Source organism: Paenibacillus sp. MDV22-iso6, from assembly GCF_058408365.1.
In genome coordinates this window covers 1-20,387 of record NZ_JBZVDZ010000013.1, presented here as the reverse complement: position 1 = coordinate 20,387, position 20,387 = coordinate 1, and the positions used below count along the sequence as shown (strand labels likewise).

Genomic DNA, 20,387 nt, shown 5'->3' with positions numbered 1-20,387 from the left:
TTGATGCAACATGCTCAATTAAAAATAGACAGACACCCGCATCTTAGGATGCGAGTTGGTCTGCAAGGTTCGTTTACATGCGAAAAGGTCGCCGTGCTTGTCGATCATTGCGGGAACGTCGCTTTCTGGCACCCTGGGCATTCCGTTGTCTTCTCCACATCCAGTAGAGGACGAGTCCATGGATTCCGGCAGCTGTTAACAAGAGACGAATAAACCATCCCACCGATGTTTTCATCAGTGGGTCGGCAGGGCTGAGCACCTTGGTAACTTCAGATGGGTCAGGAATAGAACGTGGCGTCCCGTCTTTCTCCTGAACATTCATCGCTGAAGAGCGATCCAGCATGACGGTCTTTGTCAGATTCCATTTGCCATTTACAAGTGCACGTATGGTGGCCTGCTCAGCATCGACATCGGTATGCAGCGTCAGCAGTCCATCCGGTGTAATGGATGCTCCCTGAACGGGGGTGTTGAGCTGGAATTTTACATCGGGCGTTTCTTCTGAGGAAGATTGAACACCGTATTGGACAATGGATTCACCAGCTACGGGCTTCACCACACGTTCGTCACCAGTTATTTGCAAGGTGGTGAGCCCATTCTCCACAACAGCTTGCTTCTTGGACAATGGCTTGATGTTGCCGATGCGGAAGCTCAGCTTGGCGTTTTCGGGAGTTGTGGTTGTAATGCCCCAGCCAATGACTTTACCCAAGTTCACCTGACCTGCCGTGCTGGCCTTGTCCTGGACCATTAGGCTGGAAAAGGGGATGCGGATTTGTCCGACAAATCCCGGTTCCAATGCAATCAGGCCAGATAACGGACGAACCAGTTCAGCGTGTCCGGTTGATTTCTCGACTACGATGACGTTTCGATCATCAGACACAGTAAGGGAGGTTTTATCCCCTCGGGTCAGTACGATATTAAGAGGCAACCTTCGGTCCGATTCATTGCGGATGGAGAAGGTCAAAGCCCCATAGCCTGACCAGTCTCGATTCTGCAGCTCATAAACGTAGGCCGAATAGTATCCTTTTTTGAGCCCCTGCGTGGAGGTCTTAATCTGAATACTGCCTTGGTTATCAACGCTGGCGTCTACCTTGGCTCCATTGCTCCATTCATGGAGTGTACTCCTACTCACCTTAAGCTGCTCTGCCTGAACAGCCTGGATGGGATACATGTTCCATAACACAACAAGACTAGCGACAAGTGTAAGTTGTTTCCACTTCTTGATCATGCTTTCTTGCCTCCCCTCTATAGATAAGCCATCTCGTTCAGTTCGTCTGGAGAGATGTTGTTCTTGCCCTGGGATGCAGGGCCTGTTTTATCCAACTGGATATGTTCCTTATTCCACTGTTTCAGCAGAGCTTCCAAGGTTGGCATCTGATGGTTGCGAGCAATATCTCGAATATTGGTCACGCGGTACAAATTGCCTCGTTTGTTACGCAGGGACTGCACCCACACGCATTCCAGTGAGATGTCTTCGCTAAGCGGAAGTTGGATCTCATTGACCAAATCATGAGGCTCCATCTCCACCAAGACGAATTCATAGTTGAAATCCATCAATGTCACGGTTCCATGATCTGCCGTTGGCAATTCGCGATTTAGCGCAATTCGTGCCAGCTTCCGGTTGGACATGAACTCACTCTGACCCCGACGTACAAAATTCAGACGAATATCTTCAAATGTACTGATATCCTTGTCCAGCTTCTGAGGCAGTGTAGGTTCGCGATCATAGATGATGTGCAGCAGCTGGCGCTGCTCTTGTTCCGTGATATCCTTAACGGTAAAAGCATATTTCCAACGGTTTCCGATCGAAGCGACATGTGCCACCTTGCCTGTAAACTCGCTTGAATACCGGTCATTTACCAGTTTAATGCCAATCTCCAGATCACTTGGAATGTACTTCGGTGTATCCAGCATGACGGAAATGCCGCCTTCCGAGAGATCGTGAGTGATGCAGGAGATGATCTCCCCTTCCGTTGTGAGCGTGCAATCCACAGCAGCCATTGAGCGCTCGTGATTGCGGAACACTTTGCGTCCAGCCAGAAAGAAGATCGACATCATGATGTTGTAGAAATTAATCAATAACCAATACAGTACAACGAGGAAACCAATTGTTCCCTGGCTAAATGTCCAGTGGATACAATTCACGATTCCGATAATGGATAGTACCGCCAGAATCAGATGAGGAATCATCTGTTTAATCTGATAGTTCCGATCATCATTTTGCGCACCGTCTTTGCGGGTAACGACGAATTTGTTCATCGTGATGCCCAGAGTTTCCAGAATGACGGCGGGCAGAAGGGAAGGGAACAGAATGGTCTCATATACATTGGTCCATTTGGTGGTTCGAATATTGCCGGATAACATTCGCAGACAGGTGTTGGTCAACAGATACATCGGCAACCAGAACACGAGAATCTCCAGAATGGTACATTTCACAACCAGAACGCCGAACACGGCAAACAGTATGGGTGACATGATGTACAGCAGTCGTTTTAACCCGGAGTACCAGTAGGTAATGGAAGAAATGTAGTTCAGTTTTTGCGCAAAACTAAGTCCTTTTTTGAAGAGAAGGTTCATTTTTTTACCTGTCTGGATACAACCGCGCGCCCAGCGCTGACGCTGTTTGATCAGACTTTTCAGATCACCGGGAGCAAGTCCGGAGGCCAGTACTTTATTGGTAGCAAAGCAGCGATACCCTTTGCTCTGCATTTCAATACCAGTGGCAAAATCCTCTGTAATGGAACCGGTATAGAATCCGCCGACGTCTTCCAGTGCCTGTCTGGAGAGTACAGTATTTGTTCCGCCATAGATGACGGAATTGGATTTGTTGCGTCCCACTTGTACGTCCCGATAGAAATAGTCCTGTTCATTCGGTATCCGGTTCTCGGAGTACAGATTGTACTGGAACTGATCGGGATTATAGAAACTCTGTGGTGTTTGCACAAAACCAATTTTTTCTCCGGTCAGAAAATAGGGAACGCACGACGTCAGAAAATCATGTTTTGGAATCATGTCTGCATCAAAGGTGACGATTAGTGGGGAAGACGTATGCTTCATGGCATTGTTCAGGTTACCCGCCTTGGCATGTACATGCTCTGTTCGCGTAAGGTAGTTAATGCCCAGATGAGCAGCCAGTTCCCGCATCTCGGGGCGGTTGGAGTCATCACACAGATGGATATGTACTTTGGAGCGATCAGGATAATCCATGTTCAGACAGCCATTAATCGTTTTGAACAGAAGCGATGTGGGTTCATTATAAGTTGCGATAAATACATCCACATCCGGATATAAGGCTTCGTCAACAACGGGAAGTTCGGGATATTCGAGCCGGGTCATATTGTAAAAATGGACGGCCAGTTCGAACATACCTATAAGTTCGACAATGAGGAGGGCAAGACCTGCGGTTACGGCGAGAGGGCCATGTCCAAAAGGAATGGTGAAAAATGTACGCCAAATGACGTAAATACAAGACATAATCACAGTAGCTGTGACAAGTATCTTGTTGCGTGTACTTAAGTAGTTCAAGTGAATACCTCTTCCTGATTTTTCTGAGTAGTGCCGCCTATCGGAATAAAAAGAATGTGATCATTGTACTAGACGATTCTGAACAAATTCTGAAAAAAGAGATAGGACCTCGTTAAATATAGAGCCATTGGTTCAATTTTTGATGGTTAATTTTGTCGTATCACAATAATTATTGTAGTTATTTGTCGAAATTTGCGCAATATGTTTATTTATTTTTTTCGCAAAAATGAAAGTGGGGCTTGGATGTTATCTGAAAACACAAAAATGACGAGCTCAATGTGCAATGTCATTAAGTTAAGTAACTTAGTGATATTGCCCCAAGGACTCGTCATTTCTGCTTCAGTCTTCTGCCAATGTGATCAGCAAAAGGCATATATTCATTTCAAATTTAGTCGGAGATGTTGCGCGTATAATACTCAATAATATCCTTGCGACGGATAATACCGAGGAACACACGGTCCACATCCACCACAGGCACAAAGTTTTGATCTGCTGCCAGCGTCAGCATATCCTCCATTTCTGCCTTAATAAAGACACATTCATTATATACACGGTTGTCGATCTCATGCACTTGGACCTGATCCATCGTCTCAAATGTCAGTCCGGGAGTGCTCCGCATTTTCCATAACAAATCGCCTTCGGACAGGGTGGCAACATATTTTCCATCCTGGTCAATCACGGGAATGGCGGTATAATGCTGCAATTCAAGCTGCTCGATCGCATCTTTCATCGAAGCGGAAGACTTGATATAGGCCACGTCGGCTTTGGGGAGTAAAAAATAGCTGATTTCCATCATCGGGCTCCTTTACTGTAATCTCACTCTCCTTATTTAAACATATTATGTGAGCTTTCGGCTATTTTTAATGATAAATTCGTCAGATTTGTTCCATTGTTTAATTGAGGCTGGAAATCTATAGTGTATATTAGAGGTGATGTGATCATGAAATCGAAACGTAAAATTATTTATGGACTGCTTCCCATCTTATTTGCCGGTGGAATCGGAATGTACTTATACATGCAGAATAGCAAAACAGAGGAAGTAAAGCCTGAGGTAACCGTTAATCAGTACATAGAGCATCTGCAAAAGAAAGAATTTGATCAACTGTATACCCTGATGACGCCTGCTTCATTGACAGAGTCCGGCATGAACCGTGAACAATTTGTGGAAAAATACAATGCAATCTATTCGGGTATGGAGGTTTCTGCGATTAAAGCAGAATTGAAACCGAAAGTAATCGAAGAGGCATCGGACGGCACTGGTAATGAAAATAAAAACCAAAACCAAAACCAAAACCAAAACCAAAACCAAAACCAAAACCAAAACCAAAACCAAAATCCGGATGCCTACGAAGTGGACTACAGTCTGCAGTTAACGACCTTCCTCGGGGAAGTGGACGAGACGCATACACTGAAACTGGTGCGTGAAGAGCTTGAGGAGGGTGGCAAAGTCTGGCGGATCAACTGGAAGCCATCCATGATTCTGACTGACATGGTCAAGGGAAGCAAAGTTCGGGTGAAAACCCTTTTCCCGGAACGAGGAGACATTGTTGATCGTGAAGGGCTGCCCCTCGCAACAAAGGGAAATATATATGAATGGGGCATCATACCTGAGAAGCTGGGAGAAAATCCGGAGCCGATGATCGCCCGGATCGCGGAGCATTACAAAGTAACAGAAGCTATGATTAACACCGCACTTGCACAGAAATGGGTGAAGCCGGAATATTTTGTCCCGATTGCTTCAACAGAGGACTCCCGGGTGCCTACAGCACTGGCTGGTGTGCAAGTTCAATCCAAGGAAATACGATATTATCCTCTTGGTGAGGCTGCTGCTCATTTAATCGGTTATGTACGCAAGGCCACCAAGGAAGATTTGGAGAAAGATACGGAAGGATACTATCGTGCGGAAGATTGGATTGGCAAAGCCGGACTGGAGCAATCCCTGGAGAAACAGCTTCGCGGCGAACGAGGTGGCCTGATCGAGATCACTGATGAATCTGGAAACACTCGCTCTGAGCTTATTCGCAAGGATGCAGTGGATGGAGAGAATATTCAACTGACGATAAGCTCTGAGCAACAGCGCAAGTTGTATAAGACATTATCGAGTGGTGGTGACGCCGGAGCAATGGTGCTGATGAACCCAACGGATGGTAATCTGCTGGCACTGGCAAGTGCGCCTGCCTATAATCCGAACAAGATGGTTACGGGACTGACACAGGCAGAGTGGGATGCCTATTCAGCAGATGAAAAGCTTCCTTTTATCAATCGGTTTACGAACCGTTATGCACCAGGTTCAACCTTCAAAGCCATTACGGCAGCGGCAGGTTTGATGGAGAAGGTTACCACAGCGGACAAATCGCATGATATCTCTGGTCTGCAATGGCGCAAGGATGAGAGCTGGGGCGGTTACTATGTGAAACGTGTGAAAAGTGTATCCCCGGTGAACATGGTTGATGCGCTGGTCTACTCAGACAATATTTATTTTGCGAAGGAAGCTGTTGAGATGGGCAGCGCCAAGTTCATAGATGGCATTCAGAAGTTCGGTTTTGGAGACAACTTTGGACTGGATGAACTGTATTTGAAACCAAGTCAGTATGCAAACGAGGCACATCTCGATTTGTCATCCGAGGTGCTGCTCGCTGACACATCCTATGGACAGGGAGAAATGTTGATGTCGCCGATCCATCTGGCATCCTCCTTCACCCCTTTTATTAATGAAGGAAAAATGGTGAAGCCTGTACTGATAGAGGAAAAGGAAACCGCCGAACCGGAAGTTGTGATTACACCTGAAGTCGCAAATACGGTTAAGGATGCCTTGGGCGAGGTCGTGACCCGATCGGGAGGAACGGCTCATTCCTTGAACTCACTCCCTGAAGGACTGGCGGCTAAGACAGGGACTGCCGAGCTTAAGGCCAAGAAGGGGGAAAAAGGACAGGAGAACGGTTTTGTTGTGGTGTTTGATACCGAATCACCATCCTTCCTTATAGCCGCAGTCATTGAACAAGTGAACGGACGAGGCGGCAGTCATTATGTTTTGGATAAATTAAAGCCTTTCCTGGAGAAAAAGGGAGTAACGCAGTAAATTGATTTGCGATTTACGATGTATCTTTAGTATTTGAAGAGCCCATCCACCATTCATGTTACTAAAATGGTGGATGGGCTTTATTTTGCCTTTATGTTATAAGATTTATTTCCGAGCTGTCAGCATAAAACGTGCCGAGTTCGTTCGAATCCCTTTATCGCAGCGATTATGCTCAACAAACTGTTGGAAATGCTCTAAGTCGGATTCCTTCTCTCCAAAACCGGGAATGATCGGTGCATGGGTCAGTAGGAAAAGCAGATCATCAGGCGTGGCGTAATATTCTGTTGCATTATATTCGTGTGCCTCAATGTCACGAAAACCCGCTTCGCGAAGTTCACGTTTGTATCGTTCCATTAATGTGCCAGGCTGAACGCCCAGCGATTGTCCACGGTCAAAAGCCTTGGAGAGATTATATTTATCATGTTCACTGACTTGTTGGGTAAGGAATACACCGCCATCAGCCAATACCCTGAATACTTCTGTAACGCAGAAGTCGCAGTGTCTGGAGGAAACCACATTAAAGAATTGATCTGGAAATGTCAGTTGCTCTGCATTCATATGCACAAAACGGACATTCGACCTGGAACCAGATGCCTTAAGATTACGCTGGGCAGTCTCAATCATTCCCCGGGAAAGGTCGATTCCAACCAATAACAGTGCGGCATTCGAGATGGAAAGAACAGCTTCTCCACCACCTGTACCAATATCAAGCAATAGATCAGACGGTTCGGTGCAGCGTATAACTTCCTCGTAGAAATTCCATTCGATGCCTTCTGAAGTCACTTTCAGGGAGCTGAAGTCCCAGCCATTCAATTGCCCAATACGTTCGTAAAAAGTAGTATAGTCCATCTTTTTCTTCATTATATGATTCCTCCAATGTGAGTTCTTGATTCTAGACAGATGTTGTACCAAATCGTTACGATTAGATGCCGAACAGGCTCAAAAGGGCAGACGTATCCCATGTTAGCTGGTACGCGTTTTGACCCAGCCCGACGACTTATTACTTCGAACGATTCGGAATAACATCCGTGTCACCTCACAGTTTGGAATATCGTTATTATAATGAATTGACAGCGTATACGCGAGATGTTAATTTGAGGTGAAATCCATTCTATTAGATTGAGGTGATCGATGGTGGCTGTTCGCGCTAAGCAGATTTTTGTTAATTTGCCCGTTAAGGATTTGAAGAGGTCCGTTGATTTTTTTACCAAAGTAGGGTTTGAGTTCAATGTGAATTTTACAGACGAGTCTGCGACTTGCATGATCATTGGAGACAACATCTATGCGATGCTGCTGGTGGAGGATCGTTTTCAATCTTTTATTTCGAAAAAAATATCCAACGCGGCGGACACGGCGGAAGTCATCGTAGCCTTGTCGGTGGAGAGTCGTGAACAAGTCGATCTGATTGTACAAGCTGCCCTGGATGCTGGCGGCAAGCCGTATAATGATCCTCAAGATCATGGGTTTATGTATGGGTGGAGTTTTCAGGACCCGGATGATCATCTATGGGAAGTTTCCTATATGGATCTAAGTAGCTTTCCTACGCAAGAATAGAATACATTTGTCAGTGCCTTCCTATTAACAGGGAGGCACTTTTTGCGTTCATATATCCCAATAACATATGGTGTAATTTACCTTTTTACTATATGATAAGTGTCGATTCATGTATAAATAGCATAGTATACATACGTTCTTTTTGATGGAGGGATCAGGGTGTATTGTCACGTATGTGGGACCAAAAGCAATCCAGGGGACAGCACATGTAGAAAGTGTAGAACGAAATTAAAAGATTCAAGCTCTACAGATGAACAGATTTGGGCAGAAACAGCAGTTGGTCTGGAAAGTGGAACGGGCAAAGCATTAGATCAGTTATCCAGACAGCATCAGTCTGCACCGAAGCAGAGCAACACGGCACAAGGCCGAGCATTTAGCTGGATTATTCCACTGCTTCTGGCAGCGGTGATGGGGGCCTTGTTGACTTATTATTACAAGCAGGAGATGGGCATCAATGCGGAGGTAAAAACACTGCATCAACAGGCGGAGCAGGCGGGCTTGGACGGAAAATATCAAGAGGCGCTTCAACTTCTGGACTCGGCTCTTGCGAAACGGCCAAATGTTGATGGACTTGTGCAGGATCGCCAAATTACAGCCAAAGCCTTCAATCTAATGAATCAGCTGAACGAAGCTGCGACAAGTTTGAAAACGGGAAAACTTGCTGCAGGTGACAAGACACTTCAGGCTGTAGCAAAAGTGTTGAAAGAGCGAGAAGAACCGGTATTTGCCAAGGTACGTACGACTCTAAACAACAACAAGGTGACACTGGCTGTCCTGAAGGTAAAGAAAGAAATCGATAGTTTGACAACCGTACAGGCACTTGCTGAGAAATTGGACACGGTATCGAAATTGAAAGGCAAGGAAGCAGAGGCGGTTCAGAAACAAATCATCGACAAGCTGGCTGGCCTTAGCTATAAGCAAGCTGAACAGCAAGTGAAGAAAAAGGATTTTACGGCTGCATTGCAAACCGTTGATTTGGGACTGTCCTACGCGCCCGAGGATGACAAATTGACAGCATATCGCGAACGGGTGCTGAGTGAGAAGAAGGCTTTTGAAAAAGCAGAAGCCGAACGAATTCAACTTGCTGAGCAACAAGCGGCAGAAGAAGACCTGAAAAACCGCACAGCAGCGGTGAGTATTGTAGACGTAGAAGCGACGCTTGATATGTATGGCGATCTGTATATAAGCGGCTCAATCGTGAATAATGCCACTCGTCCTATCTCTTCCGTGACGGTTATGCTGGACATCTACAGCTCAGACGGGGCATATCTCGGTCAAACCTATGCGGATGTGTATCCAAGCTGGCTTGATGTAGGGGATCAGGGATTTTTTGAAACGTATTATTACGGTGTGTACGAGGAAGCTGAAGTTTCTGTAGTGAACGCAACGTGGTATCTGGAATAGGAGGACAGGTTGGAATGGCCAAACGAACATGGAGTACGATTATATCCAGTGCAATTATTATTGGAGCGGGAGCAGGAGGGGTGTTCTGGATTCATCAGTATTCAGCAGATCAACTGCAGGATGGACCAAGACTGGCTGTTGTCACTACGAAGGAAACGGCAACCACAGCGTCTAAACCGTCCTCCCAGACAGCCGTGAAGAAAACACGTAAACAGATTATTGAAGAGAGTCAGAAGAAAGTGGTTACGATTGAGAGCAGCAGCGGACTGGGTTCCGGTTTTCTCTACAATGATCAGGGGGATGTGGTAACTAATGCTCACGTGGTGGAGGGGTCGAAAGAAGTAACGATTCGAACCCTGAATCATGAGGAGTATAAGGGAACCGTTATCGGGATTGGAGAAGAGACGGATGTTGCTGTCGTCAGGGTGCCTGATCTGAAAAAAGTTAAACCGTTACCTATCGCCAAATCCAAAGCGGAGACGGGTGATGAGATTCTCGCTCTGGGTAGTCCGCTGGGTCTGGAGAACACCGTAACTACAGGCATTATCAGCGGAGTTGGACGCAGCTTCGAAATTGCCCCGTATATCTATAGTAATCTGTATCAAATCTCGGCGCCTATTACACACGGCAACAGCGGTGGCCCACTGATCAGTACAGAAACCGGTGAAGTATTGGGCATTAATTCAGCCGTTGTGGAGCAGGAAGGTGGAATTGGGTTCAGCATTCCTATCACCAGTGTATTGAAGCAGGTCCAGGCATGGTCTGAGAAACCATCATCGTCTAAAACGGCGGTTCAGACGAGTGGCAGTCAGGGATCGGGAGCAGACTCAGCTTCTTTGGAAGCGGAGGGTCTGGTGACCGAATTTTATATGAACCTGAATCTGAATGACTATGTTACCGCCTATGCCTTGCTTGGCAGTGAGTGGCAGAGCGGTATAAGTTATGCCAAGTTCCGTGAAGGTTACATCAACACCAGTTATGTTACCATTGCCGAAGTTTCGTCCTCAGGCAAGTCAAATGATGAAATAGAGGTCACTGCGGTTATTACAGCGGATGAACGAAAAGACAGTGAATTGGTCACCACGAAATATAAAGTTACGTATCAAGTCGGTTATGAAAATGGACAACTGAAAATACTTCATGGTCAAGGGAAAAAAGTGAAATAAAGTTGTGGAGGGAGAATGGGCACCAAGCCGATTCTCCTTTTTGATTGCTTAAGTATGATGGTTCTGTTAAAATACAGAACGAACGTTCAGTATGCAAGAGGCGGAGTGAAATGGATGAGTATGAATAAAAAGCAAATTCAAACCGAGCAGACCAAGAAGAAACTTGCGGATGCCTCAAGAGCTCTTTTTGTGCAAAAAGGGTATAAAGCAACTTCCATTGAAGATATTGTGGCTGCGACAGGCAGTAGCAAAGGCAATATCTATTACCATTTTAAAAGTAAGGAAGGCCTCTTTCTGTATCTGATTGATGAGTGGGATCGGGAATGGGAAGAGAATTGGGCGGCCAAGGAGCATCTGTATCATACTTCTACAGAGAAGATCTACGGCTTGGCAGAACAATTAATCCTCGACGATATGAATCACCCGCTAACCAAGGCGGCAGATGAGTTTTTTACCGGGGAAAAGAAAGAAAATGATATTGAAGAGCGAATATCTTTGATGTTTGAGCGGCATATTCAATTTAACAAACAATTGGTGGAACAGGGGATAGAGAGCGGAGAGTTCAAGGCAGACAACGCAGACAATCTTGCGCTCATTCTGGAAAGCACCATTATTGGACTTAGTCAACTGTCGCGCGGAATGGAGCCAGAACAGGCTCTTGCCTTATACCGCCAGGCGGCTAGCGTATTCTTATATGGAATAGCAAAAGATAAAGCTTAAGGCAACATTTTGACAACTACGGAGGATGGAATCATGGCATTACTTACACGGAACAGGGGCGCATTGCTGCTGTTAATGTTTAATATTTTTCTCGTTTTTACAGGTATAGGTCTTGTTGTACCTATTATGCCTGCGTACATGGATCTACTGCATATCACCGGGTTCACGGTTGGTTTGCTGGTAGCAGCATTCTCCTTCACGCAGTTTCTGTTTTCTCCAGTTGCGGGCCGTTGGTCTGACATCTTGGGACGTAAAAAAATTATTGTTGGCGGCATGTTAATCTTTGCTGTATCGGAGTTTATGTTTGGTGCTGTGAATGCACCATCGCTGCTCTTCGCGGCCCGGATGCTTGGCGGAATCGGTGCAGCAATGATCTTCCCGGCAGTTATGGCGTATACCGCAGATATTACGACAGATGAAGAACGCGGTAGAGGCATGGGATTAATCAATGCGGCAATTACTACAGGATTTATTATTGGTCCGGGGATCGGCGGATATATCGCGGACTTTGGCATTCGGATTCCTTTCTATGCCGCAGGTATTGCAGGTTTGCTGGCATCCATCATTACATTGATTATTTTGCCGGAATCGACCAGAATTACCGGAGAGCAAACCAAACCTGTTGCGGGTGCAGCGAAGGTCAAAAGCCCGGGCATGGTTTCCCAGTTGCTGCATTCGTACCGGGAGCCTTACTTTTTCAGTTTGATTATCGTATTTGTCATGGCGTTTGGTCTGGCTAACTATGAGACGGTATTTTCACTGTTTGTGGATCACAAATTTGGCTTCACCACCAAGGATATTGCATTCATTATTACGTTTGGTTCCATTGCGGGAGCTGTGGTGCAGGTCTCCATGATTGGCTGGCTGTTAAACCGGTTTGGTGAGAAAAAAGTCATTTCGGTCTGCTTGCTTTTTGTAGCCGTATTTGTACTGTTGACCTTGTTTGTGAACACCTACTGGATGATTCTTGTCGTAACGTTTATCGTCTTCCTTGGTATGGATATATTGCGTCCGGCAATCAGTACGCAGATGTCCAAACTGGCGGAAGAACAGCAAGGCTTTGTGGCCGGATTGAACTCAGCCTACACAAGTTTGGGGAATATCGCAGGTCCAATTGTAGCGGGAGCACTGTTTGATGTGAATATCAACTATCCTTACGTTTCAGCAGCTGTTGTTCTGGCAATCTGTTTCCTGTTATCTCTGCGGGTATTAAGAGGAGTTAACTCCACAGGCAACGCCAAAGCAGAAATGTAATCCTGATTTGAATATGAATGAGTGAGTGAACCAACACAAAAAGCCAGTCGGCTACACATGAACGATGTGTAAACGACTGGCTTTTTATTTTATAGTATTAACGCACTTCTCCATTGGTTTCAATCAGTTTTTGATACCAGTGGAAGCTCTGTTTGCGGATACGTCTTAATTCCTTGATATCGAATTCTTCCCGATCCACGTAGATGAATCCATAACGTTTGCTTGATCCCTGATGTGTACTTACCAGATCAATCGCAGACCAAGGGCAGAAGCCGAATACATCTACACCGTCTGTAATAGCCAATTGAATCTGCTCGATATGTTTATTGAAAAACTCGATGCGGTAAGGGTCGTTGATCACGTCGCCTTCCTCTAGTTTATCAAATGCACCCAGACCATTCTCGGTAACGATCAATGGCAGATGATAACGGGAGTAGATCTGGCGCAGCGTTGAGCGGAAACCAACGGGATCAATTTCCCAACCAAATTCAGTCTTTTGCAGATTTGGATTTACAGATCCTCTGTAAGCTCCTGGCTCCCCGACGATTTCATGCTGGTCTCCTGTATGGGAGAAGTCATTGCCATCATTCAAGCTTTCACCAACGGTCTGTGATGTATAGTAGTTAAAAGCGATAAAGTCAGGGTTTCCTTGAGCCAGGATGTCCATGTCTCCATCTTCAATAACAGGGGTATATCCTTTTTCTTCGAGATAACTCCAGGCAATATGATTGTAGCGTCCATATACTGCCATATCGAGATAGAGCCAGTTGCGAATGGCAGCATAGTTATCAGCAGCGAGCGTATCTTCCGGTTTGGAGCTCGCGGGATAGATAACACCGATATTGGGAGCTGGGCCGATTTTGGCTTCAGGCAGCATCTCATGACACAGAACCATGGCTTTGGCTTGAGCGACCAGCATGTGGTGATTTTGCTGATACAGAGTTTTTTGTGGATCAACAAGTGTTGTATCCAGGGTACCCAGAGAGCCGGGGTGAAGGATTAGCATATTTTGTTCATTGATGGTCAGCCAATATTTGACCCGGTCACCGTAGTTTTCATAAAGTGTTTTGGCATATTGTTCAAAGGCATCTATCGTTGCACGGTTGGACCAGCCCCCTTTTTCTTCAAGCGCATAAGGAAGATCAAAGTGATACATGGTCACAATGGGCTCAATACCGTATTTAATCAACTCATCAATCAAGGAATCATAAAATGCCAGTCCCTTTGGATTTACTTCACCTGCTCCTTGCGGATAGATGCGAGTCCAGGCGATGGAGAAACGGTAGGCTTTGAAGCCCATTTCGGCCATCAGGGCCACATCTTCTTTGTACATATGATAGTGATCACTGGTTACCTTGAAGTCGGTTACGCCTTCCACATGATTGCCCATGTCGATGACAGAAGGGCCTTTGCCATCTTCATCCCAGGCTCCCTCAATTTGATAGGCGGAGGTTGATCCTCCCCAGAAGAAATCTTTAGGAAATGGTTTAAGTTGAGTATGCTTCATTGTTAGTTCCTCCTAAATTGAATACATATGATATAAGTTGTGTTAGACAAGAGTTAGACAACCAAAGTCAGCAGGACATCGTTTTTCTGTACATGCTCTTGAGTCGTTTCGAATACATCCACTTCCTGCTGCGTGAGAGTAACAATGACAGGAGTCACGGTTTCGTATCCGGCCTCTTTAATTTTATCGATTTCAAATTGGATCAACAGATCGCCTTGTCTAACGATATCGCCTTCCTGAACGACAGGATTGAAATGTTTTCCCTTCAGCGCCACCGTGTTAATACCAATGTGAATCAAAATCTCGGTACCTGCGTTGGTCGTTAATCCCATGGCATGTCCAGTTGGGAAGAGTGAAGTTACAACGCCATCCACGGGAGCGACGACTTCACCAATCTCAGGAACAATCGCCAATCCTTTGCCCATGGCACCTGTTGAGAAAGCAGGGTCGTTAATGGTGCTCAAGGCTACAGCTTTACCTGTAAGAGGACTATAAATTTGTTCCTTTTTGATTTCAGTTGTTTTTGTCTCAGGTACGACAGGAAGTTCTTCCGGTGTACTTTCAGTCGATGTATTGGAGACAGATTCATTTTTTTCGGAAGCTGTGTCTTTGGTTTTGCTTTCATATCCGAACATCACGGTCAATATCGCTGCTACAGCAAAGGAGCAGGCAATCGCAATCACGTAGACAACCGTTGGTGTATAGACAGGAATGGCAAATATATTGTGGAACACATAAGCAGTCATTTTAACGCCAAAGTGACCATTAATGGCACCGCCGATCGCACCTGCAATGACAACGATAGGAATCACTCGTTTATAACGCAAGATCAGACCGTATACGATCGGTTCAGTGACACCTGCAAGTAAACCGGTAAGGCTGGTGGAACCTGCAAGGGTTCGCAGGGTTTTGTTCTTTTTGGCTTTCAGGAAAATACCAAATGCTACACCGATTTGTGCAAACACAGCTGCAGCTGCCATGGCTTCAATCGGATCGCCGCCAACCCCGATATTCTGAATCGTGATTGGTGTGAAACCCCAGTGGAGTCCGAAGACAACCATGAAGGTCATGAATCCACCCAGTACAACTCCTGACAAAATGCCGCTGACACCAATAAGCCAAGTTACGCCGGAGGAGATCCAGTCACCTACCGTGGTGCCGAATGGTCCGAAGGCCATTGCGGACAAAGGAACCATAATCATCAGAGCAATCATCGGTACCAGGAACAATTGCAGATCTTTCAAAATGATTTTCTTCAGTAGTTTGTCGAGTACAGCGTATATGCTGATCGATATGAAGATCGGGAATACGCTGGCTGAATAATTCATCATGACAACGGGTATGCCGAGGAACGATACATCCGAGCCTTTATCCATCAGTCCAGTAAAGTTCGGCTCCATCAGAGCGGCACCAATTACACCGGCTACATAAGGATTGGCTTTCAGTTTCATACCAAGTGTGATACCGAGGAAGATAGGCAAGAAATAAAAGACTGCGTTCCCGGCAGCAGATAGAATCAGGTACGTGTCACTTGTATCAGACATCCATCCAAGCATAGTCAGGACAGTCAACAAAGCTTTTAACATACCTGATCCTGCCATGGCCGGGATTAAAGGTGAGAAACTTCCGGATATAATTTCAAAAACTTTGGATAAAACCGATGTTTTTTCTCCTGTGGACTCAGCAGATGAGGAAGCATCCCCTCCAAAATCTCTGTTCTTCATGATCTCTGCATATACATGAGCCACATTGCTGCCAATGACGACCTGGAACTGTCCGCCGCTTTCGACAACGGTAATGATACCATCGTGTTTCTCGAGCGTTTCGCGTTCAGCCTTTTTCGAATCCTTCAGATCGAATCTCAGCCGGGTTGCACAGTGGACAAGACCATTGATATTGGCTTCTCCGCCGACGAGACGAACGATGTCATCCCCCATTTTTTTATGATCCATGTTCATTCTCCTTTGTTGTTAAGATTGCCTGAAAACAAAAAAATACCTAAACGAATGGCTATGATCATCGGAAAGATGACCCGTTGCCAATCATTTAGGTATCGCCTGCTTTACCAGTAACAATCCTTGTCGTTAAGTTGTGAGACCAACTATAAATGACGCCGAAATCGTTTGCAAGCTTTTTTTATTCAGCGTCCAGCATTTCGTTACGGGAAGTGACACGGTGAATATGGATCGTCAAATACACTTTTTCATCAATGGACATGGCGCTTTCAAACTTCTCTTCAAGGTATTGATTAATCAGTTGTGTACACTGAAAAGCCTTGGCATATTTGTCTTTAACCTGCTCATACAGGAAGTTATCACCCGATGCAAATTGCTCCTGTTCATTACTCAGCATTCTCTGCACAAAGTATTGCAGATGGGTAATAAACCGGGAATAATTAAATGAATTTTCATCCAGGGCGATGTGGTAATGATTGGTGACAATGTTGAAAATATCATCAATAACCTCGGTAATTTCAACCGTTTGTTTCATACCCTGACCATCTTGGCGAGCGTTGACAAAATGCATGGCAATAAAGCTGGCCTCATGTTCATCCATTTGGATGCCGAATTGTTCCTGAATCAGATCTACTGCATTCATGCCAATCCCAAATTCCTTTTTGTAAAACTTCTTGATTTGCCACAAAAGGGAATTCTTCAGTCCGACGGATTTGCGGTACCTTGTAATGGCGAATTGAATATGATCAATTAACGATATATAGATATTATCACTAAAAATATCGCCCATTTCCTTTTTGGCGTAGCCTACAATTTCGTCAGCTAATTTTAAATATTCAACCGATGTTTCACCGATCAGGTCAATCAATTTTTGCGGTATTTTATCCGATTTCAGCACAAAGGTTTTCTCGATTTTATCCTCATCCACGGGCTGTCCATTTTTCTTCTTGAAACCTAGACCGTTGCCGATGACAACAAACTCTTGGCCTACCTGATTCTCGGCACGAATGACGTTGTTGTTGAAAATCTGTCGGATGATCATGTATGTGTTCACCTCAATAGCTCGTAATAATAACAAAAAACCCAAACAAAGGCTTATTAGACAGCCTTTTGTTTGGGTATCGCCTGCTTACCAGTAACAATCCCGAAGAAGACACAGCTTCCTCTTTCAATTATGTCCACTATACCGCTTTCATAACAGAATAACAATACAATGATTTATGGAAATGAACGTAAAGACGTCAATTTTTGTTATAATAAGAAAGCTGGAAGTGAAGAAGATGGGCTGGGTTGCATAATAAGTTACCGAGGACGGTCATTTTTAAGCATATACAGGATTATTGGAGTGATAACATGAGCAAAGCAAAAGGAAAAGGCGGTACCGGCCGTGGTACTGGCAAAAAAGGCTGGAACCGTTGGCAAGCCGCCGCTAACCGGGCGAAAAGTGCCCCGAAGCCTTATAAAAGTAAAGGCACAAAGAATAAAACCGATGCCGAAACGCCAAGTGACAAGTCCGTGTAAATGGGCACGAGATAGAGTAGAGAAGGGAACTGACCTGAATACAGGGATGGTCTCTTTTTTATTTCATCGCAAGCGCATCATATTAAACGAATAACAAAAAACCGAGACGCAGGAGTACCCTCAAGCATCTTGGTTTTTGTTATTAACGTTCTTATGGTTTACTTGGTATTCAGCTCTAGTTGGCCCTTACTTTAAAGAAGGAGATCAGTTCTTGCAATTGGCCCGATACAGCCGAAAGTTCATCAGAGGCAGCAACAATGGAGGCCATGGATGATTCCTGTTCGGCAATGGATTGCTCAATCTGTTTGCTGCTATGTGCTGCTTTGCTGACGCTCGCAGACAACTCATCCGCAGTAGCGGACATTTCCTGTGTGCTGGCGGATATTTCTTCGGTAGAACTGGAGATATCCTGAATTTGGTTAGCGACTTTGTTCGTAGCTGCCAGAATATCTTCAAAAAATTGCCCCGTCTCCATAGTGACCTGAGATCCCTTCACCACTTCTTGGGAGCCAAGCTGCATAGCTTCGGCAGATTGAAGGATATCGCGCTGAATGCCGTCAATTAAGGTACGGATTTGTTTGGCAGAATCCTGGGACTGTTCAGCGAGCTTGCGGACTTCTCCTGCGACAACCGCAAACCCTTTTCCTTCCTCACCTACACGAGCCGCCTCAATGGAAGCATTCAGGGCGAGCAAATTAGTCTGATCTGCAATTTGCGTAATCATATTTACGATGCTGCTAATTTCGTTGGAGCGGCTTTCCAGAGACTGTATCGATTCCGACGTGTGCTTCACCGCACCAGAGATCAGTCTCATCTGCTCAACCACTTGTTGCATAATCTCATGACCTGTATTGGAACGTTGTTCCATGCTTAATGCCTCATCCGCTACATCTGCAGAACTGCTGGCAATCGTCTGCACAACGGTAGACATTTCTGTCATTGCTCGGGCACTTTCCACGCTCGCCTGATCCTGGGAGCGAAGGCCGTGAGAGATGTCCCGAATATTGCTGCTGATCATCTGGATATTATCATTATTTTTCTCAGAAATATCTAGTAATTTCTTGGATGAGTCAGAGAGGTGATAGGATGTCGTTTGGACTTTGAACATCGTGTCATTGAATCGCTGAATCATCGTATTGAATTTTTCATTGATAATTCCCAGATCATCCCGTCCGGTTTGGATGGTTACATCCAGATTGCCTGCGCTTGCAGTCTCAATACCCTTCATAAGGTCACGGATTGGCTTAAGTGTTTTCTTTAATAGAATAAACTGCAGTACCATAAACAGGACCAGGAAACCGATAAGGAAAATACTACTGTATGTAATCAGCTTATGAAGTCCTTTTGGAACTGCGTTTGCATCAACGTCGAAGTAAAGTGCGGCGTACATTTTTCCTTCGGCATTTTTAATAGGGTACATAATCGTAGTCCAAGTACCGTATTCGTCCGTATAAAAGCTGCTTAATGCAGGTTCCTCGTCGTTTTTCATACCTTCAAGAGCTATAACATTTTTCTGTGGTAATGGATACATTGAACCTGCTGCCATATTGCTTTCTTCAAAAGGCCCCAACAAATTAGTAGGAATCGCAATGATGGACGTTTGATTTCCTTCCTTCAGTTCAGTGCCGAAGATATAGGCTTGTGCAATATTGGGATATAGCTCGTGGATGGAATCCAGGTATTCTCTTAATTCTTTCTGAACAGGTCCAGAATAACTTTTCTCTTTTACTGCTTCAATTACTTTGTCTGTATCCAGATCATCAAACCATTTCTGTGTTGTAACTTCAGCCTGCTCGTACAATTGTTGACTCAGAATATTCTTTTGCAGTTGATATCCCGCAGTAATGAGGATAACCCCAATCAACATAATACTGCCGAATGAAATAACGAGATTTTTAGCAAAGAAGGGAAGAGTACTCCACCTCATCTTATTTAACAACATAGTTCACTCCTTTTTCTAATTATGACCATCTGGATGCGTGTTCGCTCTACGTATGGTGCTTCGTATCCATGTGATATATCGTAATAGGGTTAGACTAATGTTAGTTTTTGAATGAAAATGATGCTTTAGTACCAAGCTTTTCAGAATTTTCCTCATTTCTTTCATTATTGTGTTCATTATTAAAAAATGCGCAAATCTATAACGGTAATTTCTTTGAAGATTGGGGAAATTAAATGCCAAAAGGAATAAGGTCCCTTCATTTTAAAAAGTGAATTGTGCATAACATGTATATACATAAAGGGGAGAGGGATTTATGTTGAAATAAAGATATGCGCATATATGAAATACATTAATACGCAAAAATGACTCTAAACGAGACTTGGCGAATATCGAAAAGATCAATGAACGATATCCTATTACTGTAATGAAAGACAACAGTATATAGATGAAGCTAACTTAATAAGTAGTGACATTAATGAAGAAAAGTTTTCTGGCCCTACAAGACAAAATGTTCATTTGAGCTTAGGCGTTAGGATTACAGCCAGTATAGGCTATCCCATAGAACGCATAGAGCGGTTCCGTAGATTCCGTTAACTTAACAACCGCTGGAGACATTTATATTAGGAAAGTAGATCAACTAAATATATTGAAATAAAATTAATTTATAATATGGGTTGTAATTAGTATTAGAACATGATATATTATTAATCCGGCCAAGAAAACACGAGAAACACGGTGCGGCAAGCGAATGAAATAAGCTTCG

Annotated in this window: 15 protein-coding genes; 7 read left to right on the top strand and 8 right to left on the bottom strand. The window is 44.7% G+C overall.

The genetic code is table 11. The features are described 5' to 3' along the window. Positions 1-73: 73 nt before the first annotated feature. From AC4PM4_RS27515 to AC4PM4_RS27505, 3 genes are all read right to left on the bottom strand, one after another. Complete coding sequence (locus tag AC4PM4_RS27515; RefSeq protein WP_079697243.1) at positions 74-1,225, bottom strand: hypothetical protein; 1,152 nt, start codon at positions 1,223-1,225, stop codon at positions 74-76. A 17-nt stretch (positions 1,226-1,242) separates the two neighbouring features. Continuing rightward, positions 1,243-3,522 (bottom strand): glycosyltransferase, encoded by a 2,280-nt coding sequence (locus tag AC4PM4_RS27510; protein WP_090955289.1) that lies wholly within the window; start codon positions 3,520-3,522, stop codon positions 1,243-1,245. A gap of 388 nt (positions 3,523-3,910) precedes the next feature. Then, on the bottom strand, positions 3,911-4,315 hold the full coding sequence (locus AC4PM4_RS27505; protein WP_063567168.1) for a CBS domain-containing protein: 405 nt from the start codon (positions 4,313-4,315) through the stop codon (positions 3,911-3,913). 147 nt (positions 4,316-4,462) lie between these two features. Here AC4PM4_RS27505 and AC4PM4_RS27500 point away from each other — a divergent pair, with 147 nt between their 5' ends. Further along, a complete protein-coding gene (locus AC4PM4_RS27500; protein WP_491615013.1) occupies positions 4,463-6,601 on the top strand; it encodes a penicillin-binding transpeptidase domain-containing protein in 2,139 nt (712 codons plus the stop codon). Positions 6,602-6,706: 105 nt separating this feature from the next. Here AC4PM4_RS27500 and AC4PM4_RS27495 read toward each other — a convergent pair whose 3' ends face one another. Then, the gene (locus AC4PM4_RS27495) at positions 6,707-7,462 is read right to left on the bottom strand and encodes a class I SAM-dependent methyltransferase (protein ID WP_491615011.1); all 756 of its coding nucleotides are present in this window, start codon (positions 7,460-7,462) and stop codon (positions 6,707-6,709) included. A gap of 273 nt (positions 7,463-7,735) precedes the next feature. On the opposite strand from AC4PM4_RS27495, the gene AC4PM4_RS27490 reads away from it, so the two are divergent. The 5 genes from AC4PM4_RS27490 to AC4PM4_RS27470 all read left to right on the top strand — a co-directional run bounded on the left by AC4PM4_RS27490 (position 7,736) and on the right by AC4PM4_RS27470 (position 12,699). Next, positions 7,736-8,155, top strand: a complete 420-nt coding sequence (locus tag AC4PM4_RS27490) for a VOC family protein (protein WP_063567181.1) — start codon at positions 7,736-7,738, stop codon at positions 8,153-8,155. 159 nt (positions 8,156-8,314) lie between these two features. Next, entirely contained in the window at positions 8,315-9,559 is a 1,245-nt protein-coding gene (locus tag AC4PM4_RS27485; RefSeq protein ID WP_072735643.1) for an FxLYD domain-containing protein, read from the top strand. 14 nt (positions 9,560-9,573) lie between these two features. Next, positions 9,574-10,725, top strand: a complete 1,152-nt coding sequence (locus AC4PM4_RS27480) for a S1C family serine protease (RefSeq protein ID WP_491615010.1) — start codon at positions 9,574-9,576, stop codon at positions 10,723-10,725. A 120-nt stretch (positions 10,726-10,845) separates the two neighbouring features. Then, the gene (locus AC4PM4_RS27475; protein ID WP_063567182.1) at positions 10,846-11,445 is read left to right on the top strand and encodes a TetR/AcrR family transcriptional regulator; all 600 of its coding nucleotides are present in this window, start codon (positions 10,846-10,848) and stop codon (positions 11,443-11,445) included. Between the two features lie 33 nt (positions 11,446-11,478). After that, the gene (locus AC4PM4_RS27470; RefSeq protein WP_063567173.1) at positions 11,479-12,699 is read left to right on the top strand and encodes an MFS transporter; all 1,221 of its coding nucleotides are present in this window, start codon (positions 11,479-11,481) and stop codon (positions 12,697-12,699) included. 97 nt (positions 12,700-12,796) lie between these two features. Here AC4PM4_RS27470 and AC4PM4_RS27465 read toward each other — a convergent pair whose 3' ends face one another. The 3 genes from AC4PM4_RS27465 to licT all read right to left on the bottom strand — a co-directional run bounded on the left by AC4PM4_RS27465 (position 12,797) and on the right by licT (position 17,203). Further along, positions 12,797-14,206 (bottom strand): glycoside hydrolase family 1 protein, encoded by a 1,410-nt coding sequence (locus tag AC4PM4_RS27465; protein ID WP_072735891.1) that lies wholly within the window; start codon positions 14,204-14,206, stop codon positions 12,797-12,799. 53 nt (positions 14,207-14,259) lie between these two features. Then, on the bottom strand, positions 14,260-16,158 hold the full coding sequence (locus AC4PM4_RS27460) for a beta-glucoside-specific PTS transporter subunit IIABC (protein WP_491615008.1): 1,899 nt from the start codon (positions 16,156-16,158) through the stop codon (positions 14,260-14,262). A gap of 184 nt (positions 16,159-16,342) precedes the next feature. Then, complete coding sequence (licT, locus tag AC4PM4_RS27455; protein WP_063568380.1) at positions 16,343-17,203, bottom strand: BglG family transcription antiterminator LicT; 861 nt, start codon at positions 17,201-17,203, stop codon at positions 16,343-16,345. 311 nt (positions 17,204-17,514) lie between these two features. Between licT and AC4PM4_RS27450 the strand changes: the two genes are divergently transcribed. Further along, entirely contained in the window at positions 17,515-17,682 is a 168-nt protein-coding gene (locus AC4PM4_RS27450) for a DUF3934 family protein (protein WP_064642109.1), read from the top strand. A 175-nt stretch (positions 17,683-17,857) separates the two neighbouring features. Here the strand turns inward: AC4PM4_RS27450 and AC4PM4_RS27445 are convergent, their stop codons facing one another. Next, on the bottom strand, positions 17,858-19,609 hold the full coding sequence (locus tag AC4PM4_RS27445) for a methyl-accepting chemotaxis protein (protein ID WP_491615007.1): 1,752 nt from the start codon (positions 19,607-19,609) through the stop codon (positions 17,858-17,860). Between the last annotated feature and the right edge of the window lie 778 nt (positions 19,610-20,387).

Excerpts from the sequence above, each read along its gene's own strand:
- AC4PM4_RS27460 (WP_491615008.1), bottom strand. The coding sequence starts at position 16,158 with ATGGATCATAAAAAAATGGGGGATGACATCGTTCGTCTCGTCGGCGGA.
- AC4PM4_RS27465 (WP_072735891.1), bottom strand. The coding sequence starts at position 14,206 with ATGAAGCATACTCAACTTAAACCATTTCCTAAAGATTTCTTCTGGGGA.
- AC4PM4_RS27505 (WP_063567168.1), bottom strand. The coding sequence starts at position 4,315 with ATGGAAATCAGCTATTTTTTACTCCCCAAAGCCGACGTGGCCTATATC.
- AC4PM4_RS27470 (WP_063567173.1), top strand. The coding sequence starts at position 11,479 with ATGGCATTACTTACACGGAACAGGGGCGCATTGCTGCTGTTAATGTTT.
- AC4PM4_RS27475 (WP_063567182.1), top strand. The coding sequence starts at position 10,846 with ATGAATAAAAAGCAAATTCAAACCGAGCAGACCAAGAAGAAACTTGCG.
- AC4PM4_RS27500 (WP_491615013.1), top strand. The coding sequence starts at position 4,463 with ATGAAATCGAAACGTAAAATTATTTATGGACTGCTTCCCATCTTATTT.
- AC4PM4_RS27515 (WP_079697243.1), bottom strand. The coding sequence starts at position 1,225 with ATGATCAAGAAGTGGAAACAACTTACACTTGTCGCTAGTCTTGTTGTG.
- licT (WP_063568380.1), bottom strand. The coding sequence starts at position 17,203 with ATGATCATCCGACAGATTTTCAACAACAACGTCATTCGTGCCGAGAAT.
- AC4PM4_RS27450 (WP_064642109.1), top strand. The coding sequence starts at position 17,515 with ATGAGCAAAGCAAAAGGAAAAGGCGGTACCGGCCGTGGTACTGGCAAA.
- AC4PM4_RS27495 (WP_491615011.1), bottom strand. The coding sequence starts at position 7,462 with ATGAAGAAAAAGATGGACTATACTACTTTTTACGAACGTATTGGGCAA.
- AC4PM4_RS27445 (WP_491615007.1), bottom strand. The coding sequence starts at position 19,609 with ATGAGGTGGAGTACTCTTCCCTTCTTTGCTAAAAATCTCGTTATTTCA.
- AC4PM4_RS27480 (WP_491615010.1), top strand. The coding sequence starts at position 9,574 with ATGGCCAAACGAACATGGAGTACGATTATATCCAGTGCAATTATTATT.